Origin of the sequence: Pseudolysinimonas kribbensis (genome assembly GCF_030161895.1) — a bacterium.
GTDB lineage: Bacteria > Actinomycetota > Actinomycetes > Actinomycetales > Microbacteriaceae > Pseudolysinimonas > Pseudolysinimonas kribbensis.
In genome coordinates this window covers 993568-1017885 of the sequence record NZ_BSVB01000001.1, presented here as the reverse complement: position 1 = coordinate 1017885, position 24318 = coordinate 993568, and the positions used below count along the sequence as shown (strand labels likewise).

Annotated in this window: 22 protein-coding genes, 7 pseudogenes and 1 riboswitch; of the genes and pseudogenes, 15 read left to right on the top strand and 14 right to left on the bottom strand. The window is 71.2% G+C overall.

Going from position 1 to position 24318, the window contains the following annotated elements; translation table 11 throughout:
- Nucleotides 1-38: 38 nt before the first annotated feature.
- The gene (locus tag QQK35_RS05615; RefSeq protein ID WP_284253304.1) at nt 39-254 is read right to left on the bottom strand and encodes a hypothetical protein; all 216 of its coding nucleotides are present in this window, start codon (nt 252-254) and stop codon (nt 39-41) included.
- Between the two features lie 205 nt (nt 255-459).
- On the opposite strand from QQK35_RS05615, the gene QQK35_RS05610 reads away from it, so the two are divergent.
- From QQK35_RS05610 to QQK35_RS05595, 4 genes and pseudogenes are all read left to right on the top strand, one after another.
- Nucleotides 460-1386 carry an ABC transporter ATP-binding protein gene (locus QQK35_RS05610; RefSeq protein ID WP_284253303.1) on the top strand — a complete coding sequence of 309 codons (927 nt, stop codon included), beginning with the start codon at nt 460-462 and terminating at the stop codon, nt 1384-1386.
- Nucleotides 1387-1600: 214 nt separating this feature from the next.
- Nucleotides 1601-2212 (top strand): ABC transporter permease, encoded by a 612-nt coding sequence (locus QQK35_RS05605; RefSeq protein WP_284253302.1) that lies wholly within the window; start codon nt 1601-1603, stop codon nt 2210-2212.
- Nucleotides 2209-3039, top strand: a complete 831-nt coding sequence (locus QQK35_RS05600) for an ABC transporter permease (protein WP_284253301.1) — start codon at nt 2209-2211, stop codon at nt 3037-3039. Before QQK35_RS05605 ends, QQK35_RS05600 begins: the two co-directional genes overlap by 4 nt.
- Before the next feature lie 32 nt (nt 3040-3071).
- Nucleotides 3072-3448 (top strand): annotated as a pseudogene (locus tag QQK35_RS05595) (DUF2200 domain-containing protein).
- Here QQK35_RS05595 and QQK35_RS05590 read toward each other — a convergent pair.
- From QQK35_RS05590 to ribD, 5 genes and pseudogenes are all read right to left on the bottom strand, one after another.
- Nucleotides 3445-3882, bottom strand: coding sequence for an RbsD/FucU family protein (locus QQK35_RS05590; RefSeq protein ID WP_284253300.1), 438 nt, complete (start codon nt 3880-3882; stop codon nt 3445-3447). The pseudogene QQK35_RS05595 and the gene QQK35_RS05590 overlap by 4 nt on opposite strands.
- Before the next feature lie 5 nt (nt 3883-3887).
- Nucleotides 3888-4370, bottom strand: a complete 483-nt coding sequence (gene ribH / locus QQK35_RS05585) for a 6,7-dimethyl-8-ribityllumazine synthase (protein ID WP_284255610.1) — start codon at nt 4368-4370, stop codon at nt 3888-3890.
- Nucleotides 4367-5695, bottom strand: coding sequence for a 3,4-dihydroxy-2-butanone-4-phosphate synthase (gene ribB / locus QQK35_RS05580; protein WP_284253299.1), 1329 nt, complete (start codon nt 5693-5695; stop codon nt 4367-4369). The genes ribH and ribB overlap by 4 nt, the downstream gene beginning before the upstream one ends.
- Before the next feature lie 31 nt (nt 5696-5726).
- Nucleotides 5727-6314 (bottom strand): annotated as a pseudogene (locus QQK35_RS05575) (riboflavin synthase); the annotation flags it as partial.
- Nucleotides 6314-7352: pseudogene (ribD, locus tag QQK35_RS05570) on the bottom strand (bifunctional diaminohydroxyphosphoribosylaminopyrimidine deaminase/5-amino-6-(5-phosphoribosylamino)uracil reductase RibD). The pseudogenes ribD and QQK35_RS05575, both read right to left, overlap by 1 nt.
- A 64-nt stretch (nt 7353-7416) precedes the next feature.
- A riboswitch (FMN riboswitch) is annotated at nt 7417-7562 on the bottom strand.
- 56 nt (nt 7563-7618) lie between these two features.
- Between ribD and QQK35_RS05565 the strand changes: the two are divergent.
- From QQK35_RS05565 to QQK35_RS20275, 4 genes are all read left to right on the top strand, one after another.
- Complete coding sequence (locus tag QQK35_RS05565; protein WP_284253298.1) at nt 7619-8614, top strand: asparaginase; 996 nt, start codon at nt 7619-7621, stop codon at nt 8612-8614.
- Nucleotides 8615-8624: 10 nt separating this feature from the next.
- Nucleotides 8625-9188 carry an EamA family transporter gene (locus QQK35_RS05560; RefSeq protein ID WP_284253297.1) on the top strand — a complete coding sequence of 188 codons (564 nt, stop codon included), beginning with the start codon at nt 8625-8627 and terminating at the stop codon, nt 9186-9188.
- Nucleotides 9167-9508 carry a DMT family transporter gene (locus tag QQK35_RS05555; protein WP_284253296.1) on the top strand — a complete coding sequence of 114 codons (342 nt, stop codon included), beginning with the start codon at nt 9167-9169 and terminating at the stop codon, nt 9506-9508. The genes QQK35_RS05560 and QQK35_RS05555 overlap by 22 nt, the downstream gene beginning before the upstream one ends.
- 90 nt (nt 9509-9598) lie before the next feature.
- A complete protein-coding gene (locus QQK35_RS20275) occupies nt 9599-10756 on the top strand; it encodes a DUF559 domain-containing protein (RefSeq protein ID WP_431311795.1) in 1158 nt (385 codons plus the stop codon).
- 81 nt (nt 10757-10837) lie between these two features.
- On the opposite strand, the gene QQK35_RS05545 is transcribed toward QQK35_RS20275, so the two are convergent.
- The 4 genes and pseudogenes from QQK35_RS05545 to QQK35_RS05530 all read right to left on the bottom strand — a co-directional run bounded on the left by QQK35_RS05545 (nt 10838) and on the right by QQK35_RS05530 (nt 14355).
- Complete coding sequence (locus tag QQK35_RS05545; RefSeq protein WP_284253294.1) at nt 10838-11389, bottom strand: GNAT family N-acetyltransferase; 552 nt, start codon at nt 11387-11389, stop codon at nt 10838-10840.
- Nucleotides 11386-12389, bottom strand: a pseudogene (trpS, locus tag QQK35_RS05540) (tryptophan--tRNA ligase). The gene QQK35_RS05545 and the pseudogene trpS overlap by 4 nt, the downstream one beginning before the upstream one ends.
- Nucleotides 12390-12415: 26 nt before the next feature.
- Nucleotides 12416-13252, bottom strand: coding sequence for an exodeoxyribonuclease III (locus QQK35_RS05535; RefSeq protein ID WP_284253293.1), 837 nt, complete (start codon nt 13250-13252; stop codon nt 12416-12418).
- Nucleotides 13222-14355 (bottom strand): YihY/virulence factor BrkB family protein, encoded by a 1134-nt coding sequence (locus QQK35_RS05530; protein WP_431311794.1) that lies wholly within the window; start codon nt 14353-14355, stop codon nt 13222-13224. Before QQK35_RS05530 ends, QQK35_RS05535 begins: the two co-directional genes overlap by 31 nt.
- Nucleotides 14356-14627: 272 nt before the next feature.
- On the opposite strand from QQK35_RS05530, the gene QQK35_RS05525 reads away from it, so the two are divergent.
- The 5 genes from QQK35_RS05525 (at nt 14628) to QQK35_RS05505 (ending at nt 18021) form a co-directional block, all read left to right on the top strand.
- A complete protein-coding gene (locus QQK35_RS05525) occupies nt 14628-14975 on the top strand; it encodes a phosphoenolpyruvate-utilizing N-terminal domain-containing protein (RefSeq protein ID WP_284253292.1) in 348 nt (115 codons plus the stop codon).
- The gene (locus tag QQK35_RS05520) at nt 14918-15532 is read left to right on the top strand and encodes a PEP-utilizing enzyme (RefSeq protein ID WP_284253291.1); all 615 of its coding nucleotides are present in this window, start codon (nt 14918-14920) and stop codon (nt 15530-15532) included. Before QQK35_RS05525 ends, QQK35_RS05520 begins: the two co-directional genes overlap by 58 nt.
- Nucleotides 15415-16134 carry a putative PEP-binding protein gene (locus QQK35_RS05515; RefSeq protein ID WP_284253290.1) on the top strand — a complete coding sequence of 240 codons (720 nt, stop codon included), beginning with the start codon at nt 15415-15417 and terminating at the stop codon, nt 16132-16134. Before QQK35_RS05520 ends, QQK35_RS05515 begins: the two co-directional genes overlap by 118 nt.
- 239 nt (nt 16135-16373) lie before the next feature.
- A complete protein-coding gene (locus tag QQK35_RS05510; protein WP_284253289.1) occupies nt 16374-17366 on the top strand; it encodes a sigma-70 family RNA polymerase sigma factor in 993 nt (330 codons plus the stop codon).
- Between the two features lie 172 nt (nt 17367-17538).
- Complete coding sequence (locus QQK35_RS05505) at nt 17539-18021, top strand: hypothetical protein (protein ID WP_284253288.1); 483 nt, start codon at nt 17539-17541, stop codon at nt 18019-18021.
- A 207-nt stretch (nt 18022-18228) separates the two neighbouring features.
- Here the strand turns inward: QQK35_RS05505 and QQK35_RS05500 are convergent, their stop codons facing one another.
- The 4 genes and pseudogenes from QQK35_RS05500 to sdhC all read right to left on the bottom strand — a co-directional run bounded on the left by QQK35_RS05500 (nt 18229) and on the right by sdhC (nt 21758).
- Nucleotides 18229-19032: a succinate dehydrogenase iron-sulfur subunit gene (locus QQK35_RS05500; protein WP_284253287.1), complete on the bottom strand. Its 804-nt coding sequence runs from the start codon at nt 19030-19032 to the stop codon at nt 18229-18231.
- A gap of 54 nt (nt 19033-19086) precedes the next feature.
- Nucleotides 19087-20876, bottom strand: a pseudogene (sdhA, locus tag QQK35_RS05495) (succinate dehydrogenase flavoprotein subunit).
- Nucleotides 20873-21312, bottom strand: a pseudogene (locus QQK35_RS05490) (succinate dehydrogenase/fumarate reductase transmembrane subunit). Before QQK35_RS05490 ends, sdhA begins: the two co-directional pseudogenes overlap by 4 nt.
- Nucleotides 21309-21758, bottom strand: coding sequence for a succinate dehydrogenase, cytochrome b556 subunit (gene sdhC, locus QQK35_RS05485; RefSeq protein ID WP_425564974.1), 450 nt, complete (start codon nt 21756-21758; stop codon nt 21309-21311). The pseudogene QQK35_RS05490 and the gene sdhC overlap by 4 nt, the downstream one beginning before the upstream one ends.
- 162 nt (nt 21759-21920) lie before the next feature.
- On the opposite strand from sdhC, the pseudogene QQK35_RS05480 reads away from it, so the two are divergent.
- Together QQK35_RS05480 and QQK35_RS05475 are read left to right on the top strand one after the other, a co-directional pair.
- Nucleotides 21921-23035: pseudogene (locus tag QQK35_RS05480) on the top strand (mannose-1-phosphate guanylyltransferase).
- A 140-nt stretch (nt 23036-23175) separates the two neighbouring features.
- Nucleotides 23176-24312, top strand: coding sequence for a BMP family lipoprotein (locus QQK35_RS05475; protein WP_284253286.1), 1137 nt, complete (start codon nt 23176-23178; stop codon nt 24310-24312).
- The last annotated feature ends 6 nt before the right edge of the window (nt 24313-24318 follow it).

Sequence of the window (24318 nt, the reverse complement as noted above, 5' to 3'; positions counted from 1 at the left end):
CCGTCCCGGTCGTCGGTCATCAGAATGAGTGGTCTCGGTCATGCCCGTCCGTACTTCTTGTGCACCGCTTGCCGGCTCACGCCGAGGCACAGTGCGATGAGTTGCCAGGATGCGTTCGCGTTGCGCGCCCGGCGCACCGTGACCGCCTCGATCCGGTCGAGCTCGCGCTGCAGCTGGGCCACCGCGCGGAGCGCCACGATCGGATCGTCGGATCCGGCGTCGCCGGCGAGCGTGTGAATCGTGCCGACGTCCATGTTGTCAACGTTAGTTGACGTTCGCCGAATGTCAACTCAGGTTGACAGTGTCGCCGCCGCCCGCCGCTGATGGACGACAACCGATCACCCCTTTGCCATCCGATGCCGTTCGCGCGGTGGCCATCGGATGGCAAAGGGGCGAGGGGATCGAGGGGCCGCGGTTCGGGGTTGGGATGTCGGAGGCGGGTGCCTAGGCTGGAGGGTCATGTCCGCCGCCGTCATCGCCGCCGTCGACCTCACGAAGAAGTACGGCGACACCGCCGCCGTCGATGCGATCTCGTTCGAGGTCGCGCCCGGCGAGGCGTTCGGCCTGCTCGGACCCAACGGGGCCGGCAAGTCGACCACGATGCGGATGGTCGGCGCCGTCAGCGCGCGCACGAGCGGCACGCTGGAGGTGCTGGGGCTCGACCCCGACGAGGGCGGCCCCGACATCCGGGCGCAACTGGGCGTCGTGCCGCAGCAGGACAACCTCGACACCGACCTGAGGGTGCGCGAGAACCTCCTCGTCTACGGCCGCTACTTCGGCCTGAGCCACGCGCAGGTCGCGAAGCGCGCCGACGAGCTGCTCGCCTTCGCGCAGCTGGAGGACCGCGCCAGGGCGAAGGTCGACGACCTCTCCGGCGGCATGAAGCGCCGGCTCACGATCGCGCGCGCCCTCATCAACGACCCCCGCATCCTGCTGCTCGACGAGCCGACGACCGGGCTCGACCCGCAGGCCCGGCACATCCTGTGGGATCGCCTCTACCGGCTGCGCGAGCAGGGCACGACGCTCGTGCTCACGACGCACTACATGGACGAGGCCGAGCAGCTGTGCGAGCGGCTCGTCGTCGTCGACAAGGGCCGCATCATGGCCGAGGGATCGCCGGCGGCCCTGATCCGCGAGTACTCGACGCGCGAGGTGCTCGAGCTGCGCTTCGGCACCGACCGCAGCGCGGAGGCGGCGCGGACGCTGCACGACCTCGGTGACCGGCAGGAGGTGCTGCCCGACCGGCTGCTCGTCTACGCCCACGACGGCGAGGCGGCCCTGCAGGAGGTGCAGCGCCGCGGACTGCAGCCGCTCACGAGTCTCGTGCGCCGCTCGAGCCTCGAGGACGTCTTCCTGCGGCTCACCGGAAGGTCGCTCATCGAATGACGGCCGTCGCGGAGGGTCACGCGATCACGGCGCCGCGTGCCACCTCGCCCCGCCGGTTCGGCTGGTGGTATGTGGCCGAGCACGAGCTGCGGCGGCTGCCGAGCTTCTGGGTCGCGTGGATCGCGACGGCCATCGGGTCGCCGCTGCTGTACCTGCTCGCGTTCGGCGTGGGCCTCGCCACCCTCGTCGGCGGGGGAGCGGGCGGATCGAGGGCGTGTCGTACGCCCAGTACGTCATCCCGGCGTTCCTGTGTGCGAGCGCTGTCGGCGTCGCCGCCGAGGAGTACATGTTCGGCGTGCTGCTCGGCTTCATGTGGAACCGGGTCTACGAGGGCATGTACGCCAGCCCCGTCTCGCCCCGGCAGATCATGCTCGGCCATCTCGTCTCCACGACCATCCGCATCGCCGTCACGGCCGCGATCTACCTGGTCATCGCGATGATCTTCGGCGCGATCCAGCCGGGCTGGGGCTTCGCCGTGCTGCCGGTCGCGATTCTGACCGCGCTCGCGTTCGGGCTGCCGATCGGCGCCTACGCCTCGTCGATCACCGAGGACCGCGGCCAGTTCAACATCGTCAACCGGGTCATCATCCTGCCGCTGACCCTGTTCAGCGGCACCGTCTTCCCGCTGACCAGCATGCCGGTCTTCCTGCAGTGGATCGGCTGGCTGTCGCCGCTGTGGCACGGCACCCAGCTCTCCCGCGACCTGTCGTACGGGCAACAGGAGCCGGCCTGGCTGATCCTCGTGCACGTCGTGTACCTCGTCGCGATCGTGGTCGTCGCGGGGCTGCTCGTCATGCGGATCACGGATCGGAGGCTGCGCAAGTGACCTCGACATCCACCCGCCCGGCGATCGCGCCGACCCGCCGTCGCGGCGGGGTGGGCGCCCTCTATTCGGGCAACGCCCGTGCGGTCGTCTACCGCGGTCTGCGCGCCACCGGCAGCACGAACTACATCGTGGTCGCGACCGGCTTCGTCGAGCCGGTGTTCTACCTGCTCGCGCTCGGCGTCGGCCTCGGATCGTTCGTCGGCCCGGTCTCCTACGGCGGCATCCACATCCCGTACGCGGCCTACATCGCCCCGGCCCTGCTCGGCGTCTCGGCGATGAACGGTGCGATCTACGACTCGACGTGGAACGTCTTCTTCAAGATGCACTTCGCTCGGCTCTATCACGGCATGCTCGCGACCAGCCTCGGCCCGCTCGACGTCGCGCTCGGCGAGATCCTGCTCGCGCTGCTGCGCGGCGGCGCGTACGCGGTCGCCTTCCTGATCGTCATGAGCGCGCTGGGTCTCTCGCTGTCGTGGACGGTGCTGCTCGCGCTGCCCGCGGTGCTGCTCATCGCGTTCGGCTTCGCGAGCCTCGGGATGGGCATCACGAGCTACCTGAAGACGTTCCAGCAGATGGACTGGATCAACTTCGCGCTGCTGCCGATGTTCCTGCTCTCGGCGACGTTCTACCCGTTGTCGGTCTACCCGGTGCCGCTGCAGTGGGTCATCGAGGTCTTCCCGCTCTGGCACGCGGTGGAGCTGCTCCGCGGCCTCACGACCGGGATCCTGAGCCCGGCCGTGTTCATCCACGTCGGATACTTCCTCGTCATGATCGCCGTCGGGCTCACCTTCACGACCCGTCGGCTGCGCGCGCTCTTCCTCGACTAGCGATCGCGCGCGGACCACCCAGGAGAGGACTCATGGCAGGTCACCGGATCTTCCAGTTCAGCTTCGCCACCATCTACCCGCTCTACGTCGCCAAGGTCGAGCGGAAGGGCCGCAGCCGCGCCGAGGTGGATCAGGTCATCTGCTGGCTCACGGGCTACGACGAGAGCGGGCTGCGCCGAGCCGTCTCCGACGGGGTCGACATGGAGGGGTTCTTCGCCGCCGCTCCCGCGATGAACCCGAACGCCTCCTCATCACCGGCATGATCTGCGGCTACCGGGTGGAGGACATCGAGGACCCGCTGATGCAGAAGATCCGCTACCTGGACAAGCTGGTCGACGAGGTGGCGCGGGGCAAGAAGATGACGTCGATCCTCCGCGGCGACGGGTCCGCTTCGCCGGCGACCCGCTAGACGACGCCCTTGGTCAACACGAAGTCGCAGTAGGGCGCCGTCTCGCGGGTGAGCACGATGAGGTGCGCCTGCTTCGCGCGCTCGTAGAACGCCATCCGCGGGATGTCACGGAAGGTCAGCGAGCGCTGTTCGGCCGCGGCCGCGACGGCGATCACCTCGGCCGGCACCGTCCACGGGAATCCGGGCTCGGCGCCGGTGCCGTCCTCCGGCACCATCCGCTCGAGCGGCTGCTCGACGAACGTGTCGAGCGGGAAGACGGACAGGATCGCGCGCATGGCGTCGACGACGCCCGCATCGATCCGGACGACCGGCGCGCCCTGCGTGTGCGCCGGGAAGTTGCGATCGGCGACGACCACGAGATCGCCGTGGCCGAGCTCGTCGAGCGCCTGCAGCAGCTCGCCGCTGAGGAGGGGGTCGATGCCCTTGAGCGTCACGCTGCTCAGCCTAGGGAGCGCTGCAGCTTCCGGATGCCGAGCACGGTGGTGATCGCGGCCTCCGCAGCCCGGCCCCCGACGTCCTCCTTCGAGTCGGGCAGACCCGCCCGATCGAGACCCTGCCGCTCGGTGTCGACGGTCAGCACGCCGAACCCCACCGGCTTGCCGGTGTCGAGTGCGACGCGGGTGAGGCCGTCGGTCGCGGCCGATGCCACGAAATCGAAGTGCGGGGTCTCGCCGCGCACGATGACGCCGAGGGCGACGACGGCATCCGCCCCCGCATCGAGCGCCGCCTTCGCGACGACGGGCAGCTCGAAGCTCCCCGGCACCGGCACCTCGGTGACGTCGGCGCCGGAGGCGGCGAGCACCCGCCGCGCGCCCTGCAGCAGACCGTCGGCGATCGTGTTGTGCCACAGGCCCGACACGATCACGATCCTCAGTCCCGAGCCGTCCAGCGGCTCGAGCTCCGGGCGTCCCTCCCCGCTCATGAGTTCCCCTCCTGCAGGCTCTGCAGCTCCGCGTCCTGCAACGCCGCATCCGCCAGCGTCTGGTCCAGCACCTCGTGCGTCGGCAGCGCGTGCCCCATGCGGTCGCGCTTGGCGTCGAGATAGCCCTCGTTGAACTCGCCGACGCCCACCACGAGCGGCACGAGCTCGGTCACGGTCACGCCGCGCTCCTCGAGCTGACGCGCCTTCTCCGGGTTGTTGCTGAGCAGCTTGACGGTGCCGATGCCGAGATCCTTCAGGATGCCGACGGCCGCCCCGTAGTCCCGGGCGTCGGCGGGCAGGCCCAGCGCCAGGTTGGCGTCGAGCGTGTCGTAGCCCTCCTCCTGCAGCCGGTACGCGCGCAGCTTGTTGATGAGGCCGATCCCGCGGCCCTCGTGCCCGCGCAGGTAGACGACGACGCCGCCCTCCGCGCGGATGGTGTCGAGCGCGGACTGCAGCTGCGGCCCGCACTCGCACTTGAGCGAGCCGAACGCCTCGCCGGTCAGGCACTCGGAGTGCACCCGGATGAGGGCCCCGTCGGACGGCGCCTCGCCGTTCGGGCCGGGCGCGATCCACGCGACGTGGTCGGCGCCGGTCGAGCGATCGCGGTAGGCGCGCACCCGGAACGCCCCGTGCTCGGTGGGCACGGTCGTCTCCACCTCGAAGCTCACGCGGCTCGACTCCGGCACCTCGATGACCGCGGACGGGTCGGCCTCGCAGTCCTGCTCCGCCATGAAGCGCAGCAGCGACTCGATCGTGATGACCGGGATGTCGTGCTCCTCCCCGAGCTTGATGAGGCCCGGCAGGCGCATCATCTCGCCCTCGTCCTCGACGATCTCGCCGATGACGCCGACCGGGGTGAGTCCGGCCAGCTTGAGCAGGTCGACCGTCGCCTCGGTGTGGCCGTCGCGCTCGCGCACGCCGCCGTCGACGGCGCGCAACGGGAGGATATGGCCCGGCCGGATGAGGCTCGCGGGAGTCGACGCGGGATCGGCCAGCACGCGCAGGGTGTGCGCGCGGTCGCTCGCGCTGATGCCGGTCGACAGGCGATCGGCGGCGTCGACGCTCACGGTGTAGGCGGTGCCGCGCCAATCCTGGCTCTTCGCGACCATCGGCGGCAGGTCGAGCCGGTCCGCGATGTCGTTCGGCATGGGGGCGCACAGGTAGCCGGACGAATGCCGGACGGCCCAGGCGATCCACTCCTGGCTCGCGAACTGGGCGGCCATGACGACGTCGCCCTCGTTCTCGCGGGCCTCGTCGTCGGCCACGATGACCGGTCGGCCCGCCTGCAGGGCGTGCAGGGCGGTGGGGATGTCGGCGAGGCTCATGCGAGCGCTCCTTCCTGTGCTGCTCTGAATCGGCGAATTCCCGGAGCCGCGCCACGTGGCGCGCCAGGATGTCGGTCTCGATGTTGACCCGATCGCCCGGCCGCAGTGCGCCGAGCGTGGTGGCGGTGAGGGTCTCGGGGATCAGCGACACCTCGAACCAGTCGTCCGCGACGTCGCTCACGGTGAGGCTCACGCCGTCGACCGCGATGGAGCCCTTGCGGGCGACGAGAGGCGCGTGCTCGGGGTCGAGCGTGAACCGCACGACCTGCCACGCGTCGCCGGGCGTGACGGCGAGCACCGTGGCGGTTCCGTCGATGTGGCCCTGCACGATGTGCCCGCCGAGCCGGTCGGTCACGAGCGCGGCGCGCTCCAGGTCGACGCGGTCACCGGGGCGGCGCTCGCCGAGGGTCGACATCCGGATCGACTCGGCCATGACGTCGGCGGTGAACCGGTCCGGTCCGCGGTCGACGACGGTGAGGCAGACGCCCGACACCGAGATCGACGCCCCGTGCGTCGCATCGGAGGCGGTGAGCGGAGCGCGCACCGTGATGCGCGCCGAATCGCCGACCGGTTCCCAGGCCAGCACCTCGCCGACCTCCTCGATGAGTCCCGTGAACATCAGCTGGTCCCTTCGGTTGCGTCGCGTGCGGTCAGGTGCAGGTCGTCGCCCAGCCGCTCGACGCCGTCGATGCGGAGCCGGCGGATGGCGTCCATGCTCGGGATGCCGAGGTCGCCGATCGCGAGCCGGCCGCCGCCGAGCAGGGCGGGGGCGAGATAGAGGGAGTACGCGTCGGCGAGACCCGCCGCGATGATCGCACTGGCGATCGTGGGGCCCCCTCGACGTAGACGCGGCGCAGGCCGCGCGCGTTCAGGTCGGCGAGCACCGCCGCGAGATCGCGGCTGCCGGTCTCGATGAGGCCCCCGGATGCCGGCGCAATGCCGCGTCATCCGGGATCGGGCGCCGCCCGACCACCACGGGCACGGGCTGATGCGACAGCAGTTCGCCCGCGTCGCCGCGCGCCGTGAGGCTCGGGTCGTCGGCGAGCACCGTGCCGGTCCCCACCAGGATGGCGTCGTTCGACGCGCGCTCCTCGTGCACGCGCTGCCGGGCGGCGGTGCCGGTGATCCATCGGCTCGTGCCGTCGGCCGCCGCCGCGCGGCCGTCGAGGGTCGAGGCCCACTTGACCGTCACCCACGGCCGCCCGCGGCGTTCGGATGCCAGCCAGCACTCGAGGAGCTCCTCGACCTCCGCGGCGCGCACACCGCCGACGACCTCGACGCCGGCCTCGCGCAGGCGTGCGCCGCCGCCGGCCGAGTGCGAGCCCGGGTCGGTGACGCCGTAGACGACGCGGGAGATGCCCGCGCCGATGAGGGCGATGCTGCACGGCCCGGTGCGGCCCCAGTGGTTGCACGGCTCGAGCGTGACGACGGCCGTGAGCCCGCGGGCGTCGCCGCCGACCTTCGCGAGTGCGTCGATCTCGGCGTGCGGGGTGCCCGCACCGCGGTGCCACCCCTCGGCGACGGTGCGGCCGTCGGCATCCAGCAGCACGCACCCGACGCGCGGATTGCCACCGGTCAGCGGGCCGAGCTCGGCGAGCTCGAGGGCGCGACGCATCGCGGCGAGCTCGTGCTCATTCGCTGTCGCCTGGCTGCTCATCCCGGTCTCCGTCACTTCAGAGGACGGTCCGGGATGCCGCGACAACCGGAAAACGGCTGCCGCCGCCATGCTCCTCTCATCCGGACTCTGACCGTCGGTCCCGGAATTCCACCGGATCGGCCCCGCGTCCTCCGGACCTCTCGGCCCAGCGACGCCGGGTTCGCGGACTTTCACCGCCGGTGCGGAATTCCACCGCCCCCGGAGCACGTGCTCTGCATCCGAGTGTAACGGCGCGCGCGCAGCGGTATTCCCGGCACGATGGAGCCATGACACGGATCGTCATGCTGGCCACGGGTGGCACGATCGCGTCGCGTGCGGCGGCCGGTGCCGAGGCATCCGCCGGAGCCGTCGCGCGGGACGCCGCGGCCGACCTGCTCGCCGACCTCGCGCCCGCGGGTGTGGAGGTCGAGGCGGTCGACGTGCTGCGCCGCAACTCGTTCGCGATCACGCCGGCCGACCAGCGGACGATCGCGGAGGCCGTCCGCGCCCAGCTCGACCGCCCGGAGGTCGACGGCATCGTCGTCACCCACGGCACGGACACGCTCGAGGAGACGGCGTTCCTGCTCGACATCGCCCACGACGACCCACGGCCGGTCGTGTTCACGGGCGCCCAGCGCGCTGCCGATCATCCCGATGCCGACGGCCCCGCGAACCTGGCCGGCGCCCTGGCGGTGGCGGCCGCGCCGACCGCGCGCGGCCGCGGCGTGCTCGTGGCCTTCGGCGGTGCCGTGCTCGCCGGGCGGGGAGTGCGCAAGGTGCATACGCTCGCTCCCCAGCCCTTCGCCGATCCGGAGGCCGGGCCGATCGGCACCGTGACCTCCGGCACCGTCGACCTCTGGGGCCGGCGCGACCGGCCGCTGCTCGGCCCGCCCGACGAGCGCTACGACGCGACGGTCGTCGAGATCGTGAGCGCGTTCCCCGGCGCGGGCGACGGCCAGCTGCGGTCCGCGGTCGATCGGGGCGCGCACGCGATCGTCATCGCCGGCTTCGGCGCCGGCAACCCGACCCCGGGCATGACCGGGGCGATCGCCGAGCTGTTCGAGGCCGGCGTGCTCGTCGCGCTCGGCACCCGGGTCGCCGCCGGTCCGGTCGCCGCGATCTACGGCGGAGGAGCGGTCGACGCGGTCGCGGCCGGTGCCGTTCCGCTCGGCACCCTGGGCCTGTCGCAGGGTCGGGTGGCGGCGGCGCTGCTGCGGTCGCGGCATCCGGCGCCGGAGGCCGCCCGGCGGCTCGCGGCGTTCGTCGCCGGCGGCGCTTCCTAGGCTGGAGGTCGTGCCGCCCGACGTCTCCGCCCGCGCGCGGATCGGCGCGGGCATGCTGGTGCTCGGTGAGCTGATCGTGCAGGACGGCGGCGCGGCCATCGCCGTGCGGATCTTCCCGTCGGTGGGCGTCTTCGGCGTCATCGCGTTGCGCGTCGCGTTCTCCGCTCTCGTCCTGCTGCTGGTCGCCCGCCCGCGCCCGCCGCGACGGCTCGCGGAGTGGGGCGTGATCGCGGGATTCGGGCTCGTCATCGCGGTGATGAACACGTCGTTCTACCTGGCGGCCGCGCGCATCCCGCTCGCGACGACGGTCACGATCGAGGTGCTCGGGCCGCTCGTGCTGTCGGTGGTCATGGCCCGTCGGCCGATCGCCTGGCTCTGGGCGGGGCTCGGCGTCGCCGGGGTCGTGCTGCTCTGGGGGCTCGACCTGCACCGGCTGGACCCCCTCGGCGTCGCGTTCGCGGCGGTGTCGGCGCTCTCGTGGGCGGCGTACATCCTCGCGTCCGCGGAGTCCGGGCGGCGCTTCCCCGTCCGCTCGACGGCCTCGCCTGGGCGATGGCGATCGCCGCGGTGCTGACCCTGCCGGCCGGGATCGCGACGGCGGGTGCGCGGATCGTGCTCCCCGTGAACCTGGGGCTCGGCCTCCTCGTCGCGGTGCTGTCATCGGCGATCCCGTACGGCGTCGAACAGGTCGCGCTCCGCCGGCTGCATCCGTCGCCGTTCGGCGTGCTCATGAGCATGTCGCCGGGCATCGCGGCGGGGGTCGGCTTCGTCATCCTGGCGCAAGCGCTGACGATCGCCGACGCCATCGCGATCGTGCTCGTCGTGGCCGCCTCGGTCGGCGCGGTGCTCACCGCTCCGCGCCGGCGCCCCGCGATCGCCGAGCCCGTCGCCTGACGCCCGCGGCCCCTCCTGCCCCCGCCGCCCCACGTCGCGCCGCCGCCCGCGTCACCCCGCCGCCCCGCGTCGCCCCGTCCGCACCGCGGCATGTCGAAACTCCAGGAGCTCGTCGCGGGTCCCGTCGGATCTGGCCATGACGCGCGGTTGGGTTCCTGCTCTTTTGACGGGCAGCGGGCCTCGGGCGGGCGGGAGCGCCCTCCTGCCAGGCCGACCGCGACCCCCGGATGCCGTGGCGTCCCCCGAGGGTCCGTGTCGCGCGTCCCGCGTTGGCCCCGCGACTCCTCCACTGCCGCGTCGGCAGCGTCGACACCACCGATGCACCCGCCACGGAGGCATGGCCGCGGTGCTGGCGGCAGCGTCATCGGGATGGATGAGCGATTGGCCCGTCGTTTCTCACGGGATGTCGTGGTGACTCGCGCTGAGATCGTCGCGTTCGGTGGAAGCGACCGATGGATCCGGAGCGCGGTCCGCGTCGGGGAGATCGTTCGCCTTCGTTACGGCGTCTTCTGCCTCCCCGGCCTGGATGCGCTGACGCGTCGGGCCGTTGCTGCCGGGGGACGGCTCGCCTGCGTCTCGGAACTGCGACGGCTGGGCGTGTGGGTGATCGAGAGGAACGTCGTTCACATCCAATTCGCTCCACACGGGTCGCGACGTGCTCCTTCGTCGGCCATCTGCCATTGGCGCACGCCGGATTCCTCCGCCACGCGCACGGCGGTGTCCCCGGCCGAGGCGATCACCCAGGCGGCGTCCTGCATCCCATTCGGCGAGCTCGTGGCGGCCATCGACAGTGCCCTCCGGCAGGATCTCGTCCAGGCGGGCCAGCTCGCCGGACGCTCGACGACGATCGACCGCGCGCTCGCCATGGCGGATGCCCGCGCGGAGTCGGGGCTCGAGTCGCTGATCCGGATGCTGTTGGTCGAGCTCGGGCTCGGATTCCGCCTCCAGGCGGTCATCACCGGAGTCGGCCGCGTCGACTTCCTCGTCGAGGAACGGGTCGTGGTCGAGGCGGACGGGGACGAGTTCCACGGCTCGGCGCCGGCACGCGCACGTGATCGCATCCGCGATGCGGCGGCTGTCGCCGCGGGATACTCGGCGCTCCGATTCGACTACGCGCAGATCGTCTTTCAGCGTGAACTCGTCGCCCGCGCGATCGTGAACGCCGTCCGCATTCATCGCGGCGTCAAAGGTGCAGGACGACGCACGCGATCCGGGCAGAAACGGATCGATGTGCGGCGATTCTCCTGAACTTTTGACCGGGGCCGGGCCGGGCACCGGGGGCGGGGCGGGGATGCCGGCACGTGGTGGGCCGGGGGAACGGCGCGCGGGTCAGATCGGCCAGCCGGGGCGCGGCATGCGGGGCGCGATGGGGGTGAGTTCCGCGTGCCAGGCCGGCGGGCGGGTGCCGTCACGAGCGATGACGTCGGCGGGCGCCTCGCCGGTGAAGCGGAAGCCCGCCGCGCGCGCGGTCGCGGCAGAGGCGGCGTTGCCGACGACGCATTCCCACCGGATGACGGGAACGTCGCGCGCGAACAGCCAGTCCGCGACCGTCCCCAGTGCCTCGCCCATGAACCCCTGCCGGCGATGCGGGGCGCCGAGCCAGAACCCCACGTCGCTGCGCGCGCTGCGCCAGCCGATCACGCCGAGCAGAGGACCGCCGTCCGAGCGGCGCAGCGCCCAGGTGTACTCGCGCTCGGTCTCCCAGCCGGAGGGCACGTACTCGCGCACGAACCGCTCCGCGTCGGTGCGGCGGTACGGCCAGGGCGTCGTCAGGTACAGCGCGAACACCCGCTCGCGGCAGTACCGCACGATGTCGTCGACGTCGGTCTCGACCGGCTGGTCGAGCACGAGCCGGGCCGAGCGCAGTTCGACGGGCTTCACGCGCGTGACAGGAATCCGACGCGGTCGTACACCCGTGCCAGGGTCGCGTCGGCCACCTCGTTGGCCCGGTCCGCGTTGACGCGCAGCACGCGGTCCAGCTCCGCGGGGTCGGCGAGCAGTTCGAGCGCGCGCTCCCGCACGGGGAGAACGCCGCGACCACGGCATCCGCCGTCGCGCTCTTGAGGTCGCCGTAGCCGCGACCCGCGAACTCGTCGACGAGCGCCGGGATCGCCGTGCCGCCGAGCGAGGACAGCAGGGTGAGCAGGTTCGAGACGCCGGGCTTGCGCTCCGGGTCGTACGCGACGACGCCGTCGGTGTCGGTGACCGCCGACTTCACCTTCTTGGCGATCGCGCTCGGCTCGTCGAGCAGCCACAGGATGCCGCGGTCGTTCGGCCCCGACTTCGACATCTTGGCCTCGGGGTTCTGCAGGTCGTGGATCTTGGCCGTCTCGGGCAGGATCGACAGCTCCGGGATCACGAAGGTCTCGCCGAAGCGCTGGTTGAACCGCTGCGCGAGGTCGCGGGCGAGCTCGAGGTGCTGGCGCTGATCCTCGCCGACGGGCACGATCTCGGTGTCGTAGAGCAGCACGTCGGCGGCCATGAGCATCGGGTAGACGAGCAGGCCAATGGAGGCGGCGTCCGAGCCCTGGCGTGCGACCTTGTCCTTGTACTGCGTCATCCGGCGCGCCTCGCCGTCACCGGTGATGGTGTCGAGCACCCAGGCGAGCTGGGAGTGCGCCGGCACGTGCGACTGCACGAACAGGGTGGATGCCGACGGGTCGATCCCGGCGGCGATGTACTGCGCGGCGGTGCGCCGGGTGGCCTCCCGGAGCTTCGCCGGTTCCTGCGGCACCGTGATCGCGTGCAGGTCGACGACGCAGAAGAAGGCATCGTGGTCGCGCTGCATGGTCTTCCACTGCAGCAGGGCGCCGATGTAGTTGCCGGCGTGCAGCGAGTCGGCGCTCGGCTGCATGCCCGAGAACAGCACGGGCTTGGTCATGAGGAGGTCCTTCGCGGATCGGGAGGTCAGAGCTGGTAGTCGACGACGACGGGCGCGTGGTCCGACCATCGCTCGCTGTAGCTCGGGGCCCGGTCGATCTCGTAGCGCACGGCCTTCGCGGCGAGGTCGGGGGTCGCGAGCTGGTAGTCGATGCGCCATCCGGTGTCGTTGTCGAACGCCTGCCCGCGCTGCGACCACCAGGTGTACGGGCCCTCCACGTCGGGGTGGAAGCGCCGGTGGATGTCGACGTAGCCGAGCCCGGCGCCGTCGTTGTAGCGCGGGTCGTCCTCCGCCCCGACGAAGCGGTCGAAGTAGGCGCGCTCGCGCGGCAGGAACCCCGCGCGCTTGACGTTGCCCTTCCAGTTGCGGATGTCGAGGGTCCGGTGCCCGACGTTGAGGTCGCCCACGACGACGGCGAGCGGGTTGTGCTCGCGCAGCTTCGGCAGCCGGGCCTCGAACGCGTCGAGGAAGCGCCACTTCTCGTCCTGCTTCGGGGTGTCGGCCTCGCCCGAGTTCACGTAGCACGACACGACGGTCACGATCGTGCCGTCGACGTCGTAGTCGGCCTCGAGCCAGCGGCCTGCGGTGTCGTGATCCTGCTCGATCGCGAGGTCGACGCGGTGGATCTCCGCCTTCCGTCGCGACGCGATCGCGACACCGGCGCGGCCCTTCGCGGTCGCGGGGTCGTGCAGCAGCGCCCACTCGTCGCCGAGCAGGGCGGTCACGTCGTCGGAGCTCGCCCGCACCTCCTGGACCGCCAGGATGTCGACGTCGCGCCGCGCGAGCCACTCACCCATGCCCTTGCGATACGCCGCACGGATGCCGTTGGCGTTCACGGACGCGATGCGCAGGGGGCGGGCCACGCCTCCAGGCTAGCCAACGACGAGGGGCGGGGATCTCCCGGAGCGACCGGGTGACGGAGCAGCCTGCGGCGCGCGAGGCGGAGCCGTGGTCGAGCAGGGTGTCGTCGAGGTCGAACAGGACGAGGTCGGTCGCCGTCATCCGCGGGGGTCGGAGGGCGTCGGCGCGGTCGGGATGGCTCCCGTCTCGTCGTCCGCCCCTCCTCGATCCGCCGGTGCCGCCGTCGCACGAACCAGCGCACCCCGGGCGGCAGCGCCTCCTCGACCTCGCGGCGGATCTGCCGCTCGAGCTCGATGCGCAGCCGCACCTCGGTGTTGCGGGCACGGCGCTCGCCGATGGGATCCAGCGGCACACCGCGGTCGGTCGCCGTGACGATGACCCAGGACGCCGCGATGAGGATGACCTGACAGATCAGGTTGAACCAGATGAGCAGCCCGACGATGACGGCGAACGACGCCAGCAGCGGATTGCGGGTCGCGCCGCCGAGCAGGCTCGAGCCGAGCACCTTGAGCACGCCCAATGCGAGCGCGCCGAGCAGCGCCCCCTGCCAGAGCGGCCCGCGCGGGATGGGCACCCCGGCCAGGACCCGGTACAGCGCCGCGAGCACGCAGGCGTCGAGCGCGAACATGAGCAGCAGGCCGACGGCGCGCGCCGCGAGAATCGCGCCGAGCGAGCGGCGGTCCACGTCCAGGAGGTCGAGGGTGGCATCCATCGCGGCGGTGCTGAAGACCGACAGGGTCGCCGAGACGATGAGGGCTGCGCCGAACGCGATCGCGAGTCCCAGGTCCTTCAGCTTCAGCAGGGCGAAGTTGGTGGCCGGTGCGGCGAGGCCCGCCAGGTCGCGCACCGCGTCCCGGGCGGAGCCGAGCCAGCCGACCGCGGTGAAGAGCGTGCCGGCCAGGGCGATCGCGCCGGTCCAGCTGAGGGCGGGCGTGGACAGCAGGGCTTTCTCGCTGATCGCCCCATCCGACCCGGCCCGGTCGATGAGGCCCGGCACCGCGGTGCCGATGAGGTCGAACAGCGCGTTGCGCAGCGCCGGATTCGCCTCGAGCGCGAGCCCGGCGATCGAGAACGCGACCCAGATCGCCGCGAACACGGCGAACACCGCCTGGAAGGACAACCCCGCCGCGAGGAGCGCCCGCGCCGGTCGCTGTAGCGCCGGAACACGCGGACGGGCTTCCAGGTCTGCACCCGATCCACGATGCGGTGCACGCGCGCCATCAGCGGGCCGGGCGCCTTCGCCGGGGCAGCGGCGGGGCGGGGCGGGCGGTCGCCACGGGGACGATCCTGCTGCGACGCGGTCCGGGTCCTGCGGGCCATGCGCTCAGCCTAGGGCGGGGTCAGGGCGGGCTAGGCTCGCGTACGGCAGGCATCCAGATGACGTGGAACGGGATCGGCATCGGCGAGGGCGTCGCCGTCGGTCCGGTGCGGTGGATGCCGTTACCGGCATCCACGCCGCGCGCGGTCCAGGGCGATGCCGCATCGCGTGTCGCCGCCGCCGTGGACGCGGTCGCCGAGGAGCTGCGGCGTCGTGTCGCGATGGCGCGCGGACCCGGGCGGGGCATCGTCGAGGCGGGTGCCGCGATGGCCCGCGACCCGATGCTCCGTGCGGAGATCGATGCGCACCTCGCCGCGGGTGCCGAGGCGGGGAGGCCGTCACCCGCGCCGTGCACGCGATCGCGGAGCGCCTCGCCGCCGCCGGGCCGCCCGCCGCGGACCGGGTGACGGATCTGCTCGACGTCGGGCGACGCCTCGTCGCCCGGGTGCGCGGCGTCGATCTGCCGACCCTTCCCGACTCCGACGCACCGTACATCCTGCTGGCCGACGATCTCGCGCCGGCCGACGCGGTGCTGCTCGACCCGTCCCGGGTGCTCGGGCTGGTGTGCGCGCGGGGCGGGTACACGGGGCACACGGCGATCATCGCGCGAGCGCGCGGGATCCCGGCCGTGCTCGGCGTCGGCCCGATCGACGCGCGCGACGGCGAGATGCTGCGGGTGGATGCCGCGGCCGCAACGGTCGCGCGCGACGCCGGCCCGGCGACCGCTCCCCGCACGATCCCGCACCGCGGCCCGGCCGCCCTGGCCGACGGAACGCCCCTCCCGGTGCTCGCCAACGCGGGCGGAGCCGACGAGGTGGTGGTCGCGGTGGCGCAGGGCGCCGAGGGGTGGGCCTGTTCCGCAGCGAGCTGCTATGGCTCGAGGCCGGCACGGCTCCGGCACGCACCGAGCAGGCGGCGGCCTACGCGGCCGTCCTGCACGCGGCGGGCGGGCGGCCCGTCGTGATCCGCACGTGGGATCCGAGCGAGGACAAGCCGCTCGCGTTCCTGCCGGCCGGCGTGCGCGGGCCGCGCGCCGACGAGCGGCTGTTGCGCGAGCAGCTCGCGGCGCTCGCCGACGCGCAGTCGCAGGGCGATCTGCACGTCATGGCTCCCATGGTGCGCGACGCCGCGGAGGCGGCCTGGTTCGCCGACCTCGCCCGGAGCGTCGGCATCCGGTCGGTGGGCGTCGTCGTGGAGCTCCCGTCGCTCGCCCGCGAGATCTCGCTCCTCGAACACGTCGTCGACTTCGTCTCGGTCGGCACCAACGATCTGACGGCGCAGGTGCTGGGTGTCGTCCGCACGCGCTCGCGCGCGACCGACGCGGGCGATCCCCGGGTGCTGGAGCTGGCCTTCCGGGCGATCCGGGATGCCCGGGCCGCCGGCCTGCAGGTCTCCGTGTGCGGCGAGGCGGCCTCCGATCCCCGTCTCGCCGTGCTGTTCGCGGGCATGGGGGCGACGAGCCTCTCGGTCGCCCCGCCGGCCCGCGCCGCTGTGCACGCGGCGCTCGCGGCCGTGACGGCGCAGCAGGCGCGCACCGCCGCGGAATCCGCGATCGCGCACCGCTGAGCCCGGATCTCGACCGAACTCACCCGTGCGCTCGCGCCCGGAGGGTGTCACCATGGGTGGACTGCGTGCCGGAGGGGTCCGGCCGCCCCCGAATGGGGGTGAGGACCGGGTGATTCCGGCGTCATAGTGAAATGAATCGGGCGTCTCTATCAATGAGGACGTCACTGAGGGGCAGCATCTTCCGCCGCTCGGCCGTCTTCGATTCCCACAGGGAGAGAGGCCCGGGAATGGATCAGGGGATGAGCAGCCAGGAATCGAAGCTCACCACTTCGGATGCGGAGCTGATCGAGAGCGCGCGATCGGGGGATACGCGCGCCTTCGGCGAATTGTGGCAACGCCACTACCGCTCGGCTGCTCGCGTCGCCCGTCAGTGCACGTCGTCGATCGACGCGGATGACCTCGTCAGCGAGGCCTACGCGAGGATCTTCCAACGTGTGCTGGCGGGCGGCGGGCCTGATGGCGCCTTCCGCCCCTACCTCTATACGACGATCCGCAACCTCGCGGCGACCTGGGGCGCCCAGCAGTCGCGCGACATCCAGGTCGACCTGATCGACGACTTCGAGGACGAGCGGATCCCGGATGACCCGGCCGCTTGGGCCCTCGACCGCACGCTCACGGCGCGTGCGTTCCGCAGCCTCCCCGAACGCTGGCAGACGGTGCTCTGGTACACCGAGGTCGAGGGCATGGACCCGCACGAGGTCGCGCCCCTCATGGGCATGACCGCCAACGGTGTGGCCGCGCTCTCGTACCGTGCCCGCGAGGGGCTCCGGAAGGCGTGGCTGCAGGCGCACATCAACGACGCCCAGGCCTCCGGCGAATGCCAGTTCGTCATGGGCAAGCTGGGCGAGCACAGCCGCAACGGTCTCGGGGAGCGCGACCGCCGCCGCGTCGAGGAGCACCTGCTCACCTGCACGAAGTGCGCCATCGTCTCGGAGGAGGTGGAGGAGGTCGGTTCGCACCTGGCGTTCATCCTTTTGCCGCTCATCCTGGGCGGCGCGATCGGCGGGGGCTCCTCGCGGCGATGTCCGCTCCGGCGCCGGCGACGGCGGCCGCCGCGACCATCCCGGCTCTGCCCGCCGCCGTCAACACGGTGGGCGCGGTCGCCACGGCGGGGTCCACCGTCGCGGGCCCCGCCGTCGTCGGCGGCCTCTCGTTCGCGGCGGGCACGTCCGCTCTGGTCGGTTCGCTCGCGGTCGCCGCCGTGCTCGGCGGGGGACTCGCCGCCGGGGTGAGCGCGTCCGCGCCGGATCCGCACACCATCACCCCGCCGAGCGCCTCGCAGGTGCTCGATCCGCAGCAGGCGAGGAACTCCTCTCGGCGCCGGCAGTCGGCACGGGCTCCGGTGCCCGCTCGGACGGCAGCCTGCTCGCTCCCGTCGTCGGCTCGGGCTCAGCCCTCGGCGGCGTGGGTGACACGGTCTCGCAGGTCGTGGACGGCGTCGGGGGCACTCTCGGCGGTACCGTCGGCGGCCTCGGTGACGCCGTGGGCGGCCTGGTGGGCGGCGGACTCGGCCAGACCCTCGGCGACACGGTCGGCGGTGTCGGGCAGACGGTCGACGGCGTGGTCGGCGGTGTCGGGCAGACGGTCGGTGGCGTACTCGGCGGCTCCGGGCCGGCGCCCGTGACGATGAACCTCGACCTGTCCGGGAAGGGAACCCCCGGCGCCACGGTCTCCGCGCAGGTCGCCGGCGCCGTCTACACCACGGTCATCGCCCAGGACGGCACCTGGTCGCTGCACCTGCGCGGCCTGCCGCAGGGAACCGACTCCGCGAAGCTCAGTCAGTCGCTCGGCGGCCTGGTGGGCGGTCTGCTCAGCACTCTCGGGATCAACGTGCCGCTGTCGCTCGACCTCGCGCCCCTCGGAATCTCTGTTTCGCTGCTCGACTGAAAATATTCGCGGAAGTCGCGTCATAGCCGGGCACCTGCGCCGTCTCTTCTGGTGAGGCCGCGAGGTCTCCGCCCCATGTGACGTCCAACTAATTGGGGCGACAGGCCGGTGCCCGTGGTGATTCCCAGCCGCTGCGAGCACCGGCCATACTCATCTTCCGGCGCGCCAGCGGCCGGGCGCTTCGAGCTGTGCAGGGCTGCGCGGGCGTTACGCGCGCTGCGGCGTGGGGGCGAGGTCGGAGACGGGGATGTCGGCCGATCCCCGCATGATCGCGTTCTTGACCTCGGCGATCGCCTTCGTGACCTGGATGCCGCGCGGGCACGCCTCGGTGCAGTTGAAGGTCGTGCGGCAGCGCCACACGCCCTCCTTGTCGTTGAGGATGTCCAGGCGCACCTGGGCGCCCTCGTCGCGGCTGTCGAAGATGAAGCGGTGCGCGTTGACGATCGCGGCCGGGCCGAAGTACTGGCCGTCGGTCCAGAACACGGGGCACGACGAGGTGCACGCCGCGCACAGGATGCATTTGGTGGTGTCGTCGAATCGCTCGCGCTGGGCGGCCGACTGGATCCGCTCCTTCTCGGGCTTGTCGCTCGCGATGAGGAACGGCTGGATCTCGCGGTACGACTCGAAGAACGGCTCCATGTCGACGATGAGGTCCTTCTCGAGCGGCAGGCCCTTGATCGCCTCGACGTAGATCGGCTTGCTGATGTCGAGGTCCTTGATCAGGGTCTTGCACGCGAGCCGGTTGCGCCCGTTGATGCGCATCGCGTCCGAGCCGCACACCCCGTGCGCGCAGGAGCGCCGGAAGCTCAGCGAGCCGTCCTGCTCCCACTTGATCTTGTGCAGGGCGTCGAGCACGCGGTCGGTGGCGTACAGCTCCACGTCGAAGTCCTGCCAGTACGGCTCGGCGTCCTTCTCCGGGTCGAACCGGCGGATGATCAGCGTGACCGTGAAGGCCTGGATGGGCGCGGGCGCCTGCGCGGCGGACGATCCTTCGGCGACGGCGGTTGCCATGACTAGTACTTCCGTTCCACTTGGTGACCAGCCTGGTAGTTCGTGACCCGCATGTCAGTACTTCCGTTCCATGGGCTGGTAGTTCGTGATGACGACCGGCTTCCAGCCGAGCGAGATGTGGTCGGCGGCGTCGGCCGAGTGCGGGTCGCCCGTGAGGTAGGCCATCGTGTGCTTCATGTACGTCTCGTCGTCGCGCTTGGGGTAGTCGTCGCGCTGGTGGCCGCCGCGGCTCTCCTTGCGGTTGCGGGCCGAGTACACGACGACCTCGGCGAGGTCGAGCAGGAAGCCGAGCTCGATGGCCTCGAGCAGGTCGGTGTTGTACCGGTGCCCCTTGTCCTGGATCGAGATGTTCTGGTACCGCTGGCGCAGCTCGTGGATGGTCTCGGTGACCTTCGCGAGCGACTCGTCGGTGCGGAACACCTGGGCGTTGCGATCCATCTCGTCCTGCAGCTCCTTGCGCAGGGCGCCGATGCGTTCGGTGCCGGATGCCGTGCGCACCTGGTCGACGAGTCCCGTCACGAACGCGGCCGGGTTCTCGGGCAGCGGCACGAACTCCGCGGTCTTCGCGTACTCGACCGCGTTGTTGCCCGACCGCTTGCCGAACACGTTGATGTCGAGCAGCGAGTTGGTGCCGAGGCGGTTGGAGCCGTGCACGGAGACGCACGCGCATTCGCCGGCCGCATAGAGGCCGGGCACGATCGTGTCGTTGTCGCTCAGCACCTCGCCCTTGACGTTGGTCGGGATGCCGCCCATCGCGTAGTGCGCGGTCGGCATGACCGGCACGGGCTCGTAGACCGGGTCGACACCGAGGTAGGTGCGCGCGAACTCGGTGATGTCGGGCAGCTTGGTCTCCAGCACCTCGGCGCCCAGGTGCGTGCAGTCCAGCAGCACGTAGTCCTTGTTCGGACCGGCGCCGCGGCCCTCCGCGACCTCCTGCACCATGCAGCGCGAGACGATGTCGCGCGGTGCCAGGTCTTTGATCGTGGGGGCGTAGCGCTCCATGAACCGCTCGCCGGAGGCGTTGCGCAGGATCGCGCCCTCGCCGCGCGCCCCTCGGTGAGCAGGATGCCGAGCCCCGCCAATCCGGTCGGGTGGAACTGGAAGAACTCCATGTCCTCCAGCGGCAGGCCCTTGCGCCAGATGATGCCGACACCGTCGCCCGTCAGGGTGTGGGCGTTGGAGGTGGTCTTGTAGATCTTGCCGAAGCCGCCGGTGGCGAAGATGATCGACTTCGCCTGGAAGATGTGGATCTCACCCGACGCCAGCTCGTAGGCGACGATCCCGGCCGGCTTGCCGTCGTTCATGATCAGGTCGAGCGCGTAGTACTCGTTGAAGAAGTTGACGCCGAGCTTGACGCAGTTCTGGAACAGGGTCTGCAGGATCATGTGGCCGGTGCGGTCGGCGGCGTAGCAGGCACGGCGCACGGGCGCCTTGCCGTGGTCGCGCGTGTGGCCGCCGAAGCGCCGCTGGTCGATCTTTCCCTCGGGCGTGCGGTTGAACGGCAGGCCCATGTTCTCGAGATCGAGGACCGCGTCGATGGCCTCCTTCGCGAGGATCTCGGCGGCATCCTGGTCGACCAGGTAGTCGCCGCCCTTGACCGTGTCGAAGGTGTGCCACTCCCAGCTGTCCTCCTCGACGTTCGCGAGGGCGGCGGCCATGCCGCCCTGCGCCGCGCCCGTGTGGGAGCGGGTCGGGTAGAGCTTGGTGATGACGGCGGTGCGGGCCTTCGGCCCGGCCTCGATCGCGGCGCGCATGCCGGCACCGCCGGCTCCCACGATCACGACGTCGAACCGGTGGTAGTGGACGCCGTCGATGACGTCCCCGTCTTCGAATTCCACGCTCAGCTCGCCTTGCACTGCGGGATCTGGGACGCCACCGAGGCGTCGAGGCACGGGTCGAAGGTGGTCAGCACGAGGGTCCCCAGGATGAGCAGGACGACGGTCACGGCGACGAGCAGCACGAGCAGCACGATCCGGAACCGACGTCGGGTGTAGTCGTTGATGAGCGTGCGCATGCCGTTGGAACCGTGGATGAGGGCGAGCCACAGCAGCAGCAGGTCCCACACGATCCAGAACGGGTTGGCCCACTTGCCGGCGACGAACGCGAAGTCGATCGCGCGCACCCCTGGCCGAGGAACAGGTTGGTGAAGAGGTGGCCGAAGATCAGCACGACGAGCACGACGCCCGACGCCCGCATGTAGATCCAGCCCCACTTCTCCCAGTTGGTGGTGCGGCGGGCGGCGCGGGCTGAGCGCGGCGGCTCGATGGTCTGGGTGGTCATGCGTTCGGCATCCCCTGGAACTCGAGGGCGATGTTGACGAACTGACGCGGCAGGAATCCGGCCAGCAGGATCACCCAGAGCACCAGCACGATCCAGTACATGACCCGCTGCCAGCGCGGTCCGAGCTTCCAGAAGTCGATCAGGATGATGCGCAGCCCGTTGAGGGCGTGCAGCCCGATGGCGCCGACCAACGCTGCCTCGCCGAGGCCCATGATCGGCTGCTTGTAGGTGCCGATGACGGCGTTGTACGCGTCGGGGCTGATCCGCACGAGCGCGGTGTCGAGGATGTGCACCAAGAGGAAGAAGAAGATCGCGACGCCGGTGATCCGGTGCAGCACCCACGACCACATGCCCTCGCGGCCCCGGTACAGCGTTCCGGCCGGGCGCCGGGGACCCCGGATCCGCTCGGCCGCCTCGGCTCCGGGTCTGACGACCTGGCTCGACACGGGCTCCTCCTCGTACCTCGGCGACGGGGCGGGTGGCACGCCAAACGCTCGCGATCGGACGTTCCTCACCCTACGCCCGCGCCGATCCACCCGCAGGCAAGGCGTGCCTAACTGTCTCGACATCAAGACAGTGCCGCGGGTGCCGCGCATAGGGTGGTCGCCATGGCGCAGACCCTGCGGCGGTTCTACTCCGTCATCCCCGCCGGCGGCATCGGGTCGCGGCTCTGGCCGCTGTCGCGGGCGGATGCGCCGAAGTTCCTGCACGACCTCACCGGATCGGGGTCGACGCTGCTGCGCGGCACCTGGGATCGACTGGCCCCGCTGAGCGGCGAGCAGCGGATCATGGTCGTCACCGGCCGTGCGCATCGCGCCGCCGTGGAGGCGCAGCTGCCCGAGCTGCGCGACGCCAACGTGGTGCTCGAGAGCGAGCCCAAGGACTCGTCGGCCGCCATCGGACTCGCCGCGGCGATCCTGAAGCGGCGCGAGCCGGATGTCATCATCGGCTCGTTCGCGGCCGATCACGTCATCGACGACGTGCGCGGGTTCCGCCGCGCGGTGACCCAGGCGGTCGCGGCGGCCGACGCCGGCTGGATCGCGCTGGTCGGCATCACGCCCACCGAGCCGGCGATCGGCTTCGGCTACATCCACTGCGGGTCGCCCATGCAGATCGAGGGGCGCACGACGCGCGCGAGGTCGTCAGCTTCGTCGAGAAGCCCGATCTCGAGACCGCGCGGCGCTATCTCGACGACGGCGGCTACCTCTGGAACGCGAGCATGTTCATCTCCCGCGCCGACGTGCTGCTCGAGCAGATGCGCATCGAGCACCCGGCTCTCGTCGACGGGCTCGAGGAGCTCGCGGCCGCCTGGGACGATCCGGCCACCCGCGGGCCCGCCGTCGACCGGATCTGGCCGGGCCTGGAGAAGATCGCGATCGACTACTCCGTCGCGGAGCCGGCGGCGAGGGCCGGCCGGCTCGCCGTCATCCCGGGCGACTTCGACTGGGACGACGTGGGCGACTTCGCCTCGATCTCCAAACTCCGCTCCGGGGGCCGCAGCAACGAGCTCGCGATCATCGGGGACGGCGCGACCGTGCTCTCCGATCACGCCAGCGGCATCGTCGTGACCCAGTCGAAGCGGGTGATCTCGCTCATCGGCGTGCGCGACATCGTGGTCGTCGATACGCCGGACGCGTTGCTGGTCACCACCACCGAGCATGCGCAACGCGTCAAGAGCGTCGTCGACGCCCTCAAGCTCAGCGGCCGGAGCGAAGTGCTCTGATCAGGCGATCCGACAGCGGGCGCCCTCTTTTGTAACTGTTGGGATGCGGTCGGCCACAACACGCTGGTGCCGAACGTCATATTGAGTAACGTGTCCTCATTCGCCGGGCCCCTTGCCCGGTAGAGAACCTGGAGGACACAGTGACACTCACCACGCGGAAGGCCGCGCTGGGCGGTCTCACGGCTCTCGCCGTGAGCGCGTTGACCCTCGTCGGCTGTTCGGCGGCTCCGACCGGCAACGGCGGCTCGACGGACGCCAAGTCGAGCTTCCTGCCGTGCATGGTCTCGGACGATGGCGGCTTCGACGACCACTCGTTCAACCAGCTGGGTCTGCAGGGCCTCGAGTCGTCGGCGAAGAGCCTCGGCATCAAGGAGAAGCACGTCCAGTCGAACAGCGCGGACGACTACACGCCGAACATCAACAGCCTGCTGAGTGCGAACTGCAACCTGATCGTCACGGTCGGCTTCAACCTGTCGCAGGCGACCGACGCCGCCGCCAAGGCGAACCCCGACGTCAAGTTCGCGATCGTGGACGACGGCCTCGACAACGAGGGCGCCAAGGACAAGGACGGCAAGCCCACGGGCGACGGCAAGGTCGACGTCGACAACGGCAAGCCGATCCTGTTCGACACCGTCCAGGCGGCGTTCCTCGGCGGCTACGCGGCGGCCAGCTACTCGAAGACCGGCGTCGTCGGCACCTTCGGCGGCCTCCAGATCCCGCCGGTGACGATCTTCATGGACGGCTTCGCCGAGGGCGTGAAGTACTTCAACCAGCAGAAGGGCAAGGACGTCAAGGTCGTCGGCTGGAACGTCGACACGCAGACCGGCGTCTTCACCGGAGGCTTCGCGGCCGGTGTCGAGGCGAAGACGGCCGCGCAGGGTCTGCTCGACCAGAACGCCGACGTGCTCATGCCGGTCGGCGGTCCGATCTACCAGAGCGCCGCCGAGGCCATCAAGGACCAGAACAAGGGTTCTGTCCTGATCGGCGTCGACGCGGACGTGTTCAACACCGACAAGACGGTGGACGACATCATCCTGACGTCGGTGCAGAAGGGCGTCGACGCAGGCGTCGAGGCGGTCGTGAAGGCCGCCAAGAACGGCGACTTCGACAACACGCCGTACGTGGGCACCCTGAAGAACGGCGGCGTGAAGCTGGCGCCGTTCCACAACTTCGAGTCGAAGGTCGACCCGGGGCTGGCGGGCGAGCTCAAGAAGATCGAGGCCGGCATCGAGGACGGCTCCATCAAGGCGACCTCGAAGTCCTCGCCTCAGCAGTAACGGCAT

Coding starts and splice junctions, on each gene's coding strand:
- QQK35_RS05615 (WP_284253304.1), bottom strand. CDS start 254: ATGGACGTCGGCACGATTCACACGCTCGCCGGCGACGCCGGATCCGAC.
- QQK35_RS05610 (WP_284253303.1), top strand. CDS start 460: ATGTCCGCCGCCGTCATCGCCGCCGTCGACCTCACGAAGAAGTACGGC.
- ribH (WP_284255610.1), bottom strand. CDS start 4,370: ATGAGCGGGGAGGGACGCCCGGAGCTCGAGCCGCTGGACGGCTCGGGA.
- ribB (WP_284253299.1), bottom strand. CDS start 5,695: ATGAGCCTCGCCGACATCCCCACCGCCCTGCACGCCCTGCAGGCGGGC.
- QQK35_RS05565 (WP_284253298.1), top strand. CDS start 7,619: ATGACACGGATCGTCATGCTGGCCACGGGTGGCACGATCGCGTCGCGT.
- QQK35_RS05555 (WP_284253296.1), top strand. CDS start 9,167: ATGGCGATCGCCGCGGTGCTGACCCTGCCGGCCGGGATCGCGACGGCG.
- QQK35_RS20275 (WP_431311795.1), top strand. CDS start 9,599: ATGTCGAAACTCCAGGAGCTCGTCGCGGGTCCCGTCGGATCTGGCCAT.
- QQK35_RS05525 (WP_284253292.1), top strand. CDS start 14,628: ATGACGTGGAACGGGATCGGCATCGGCGAGGGCGTCGCCGTCGGTCCG.
- QQK35_RS05510 (WP_284253289.1), top strand. CDS start 16,374: ATGAGCAGCCAGGAATCGAAGCTCACCACTTCGGATGCGGAGCTGATC.
- QQK35_RS05500 (WP_284253287.1), bottom strand. CDS start 19,032: ATGGCAACCGCCGTCGCCGAAGGATCGTCCGCCGCGCAGGCGCCCGCG.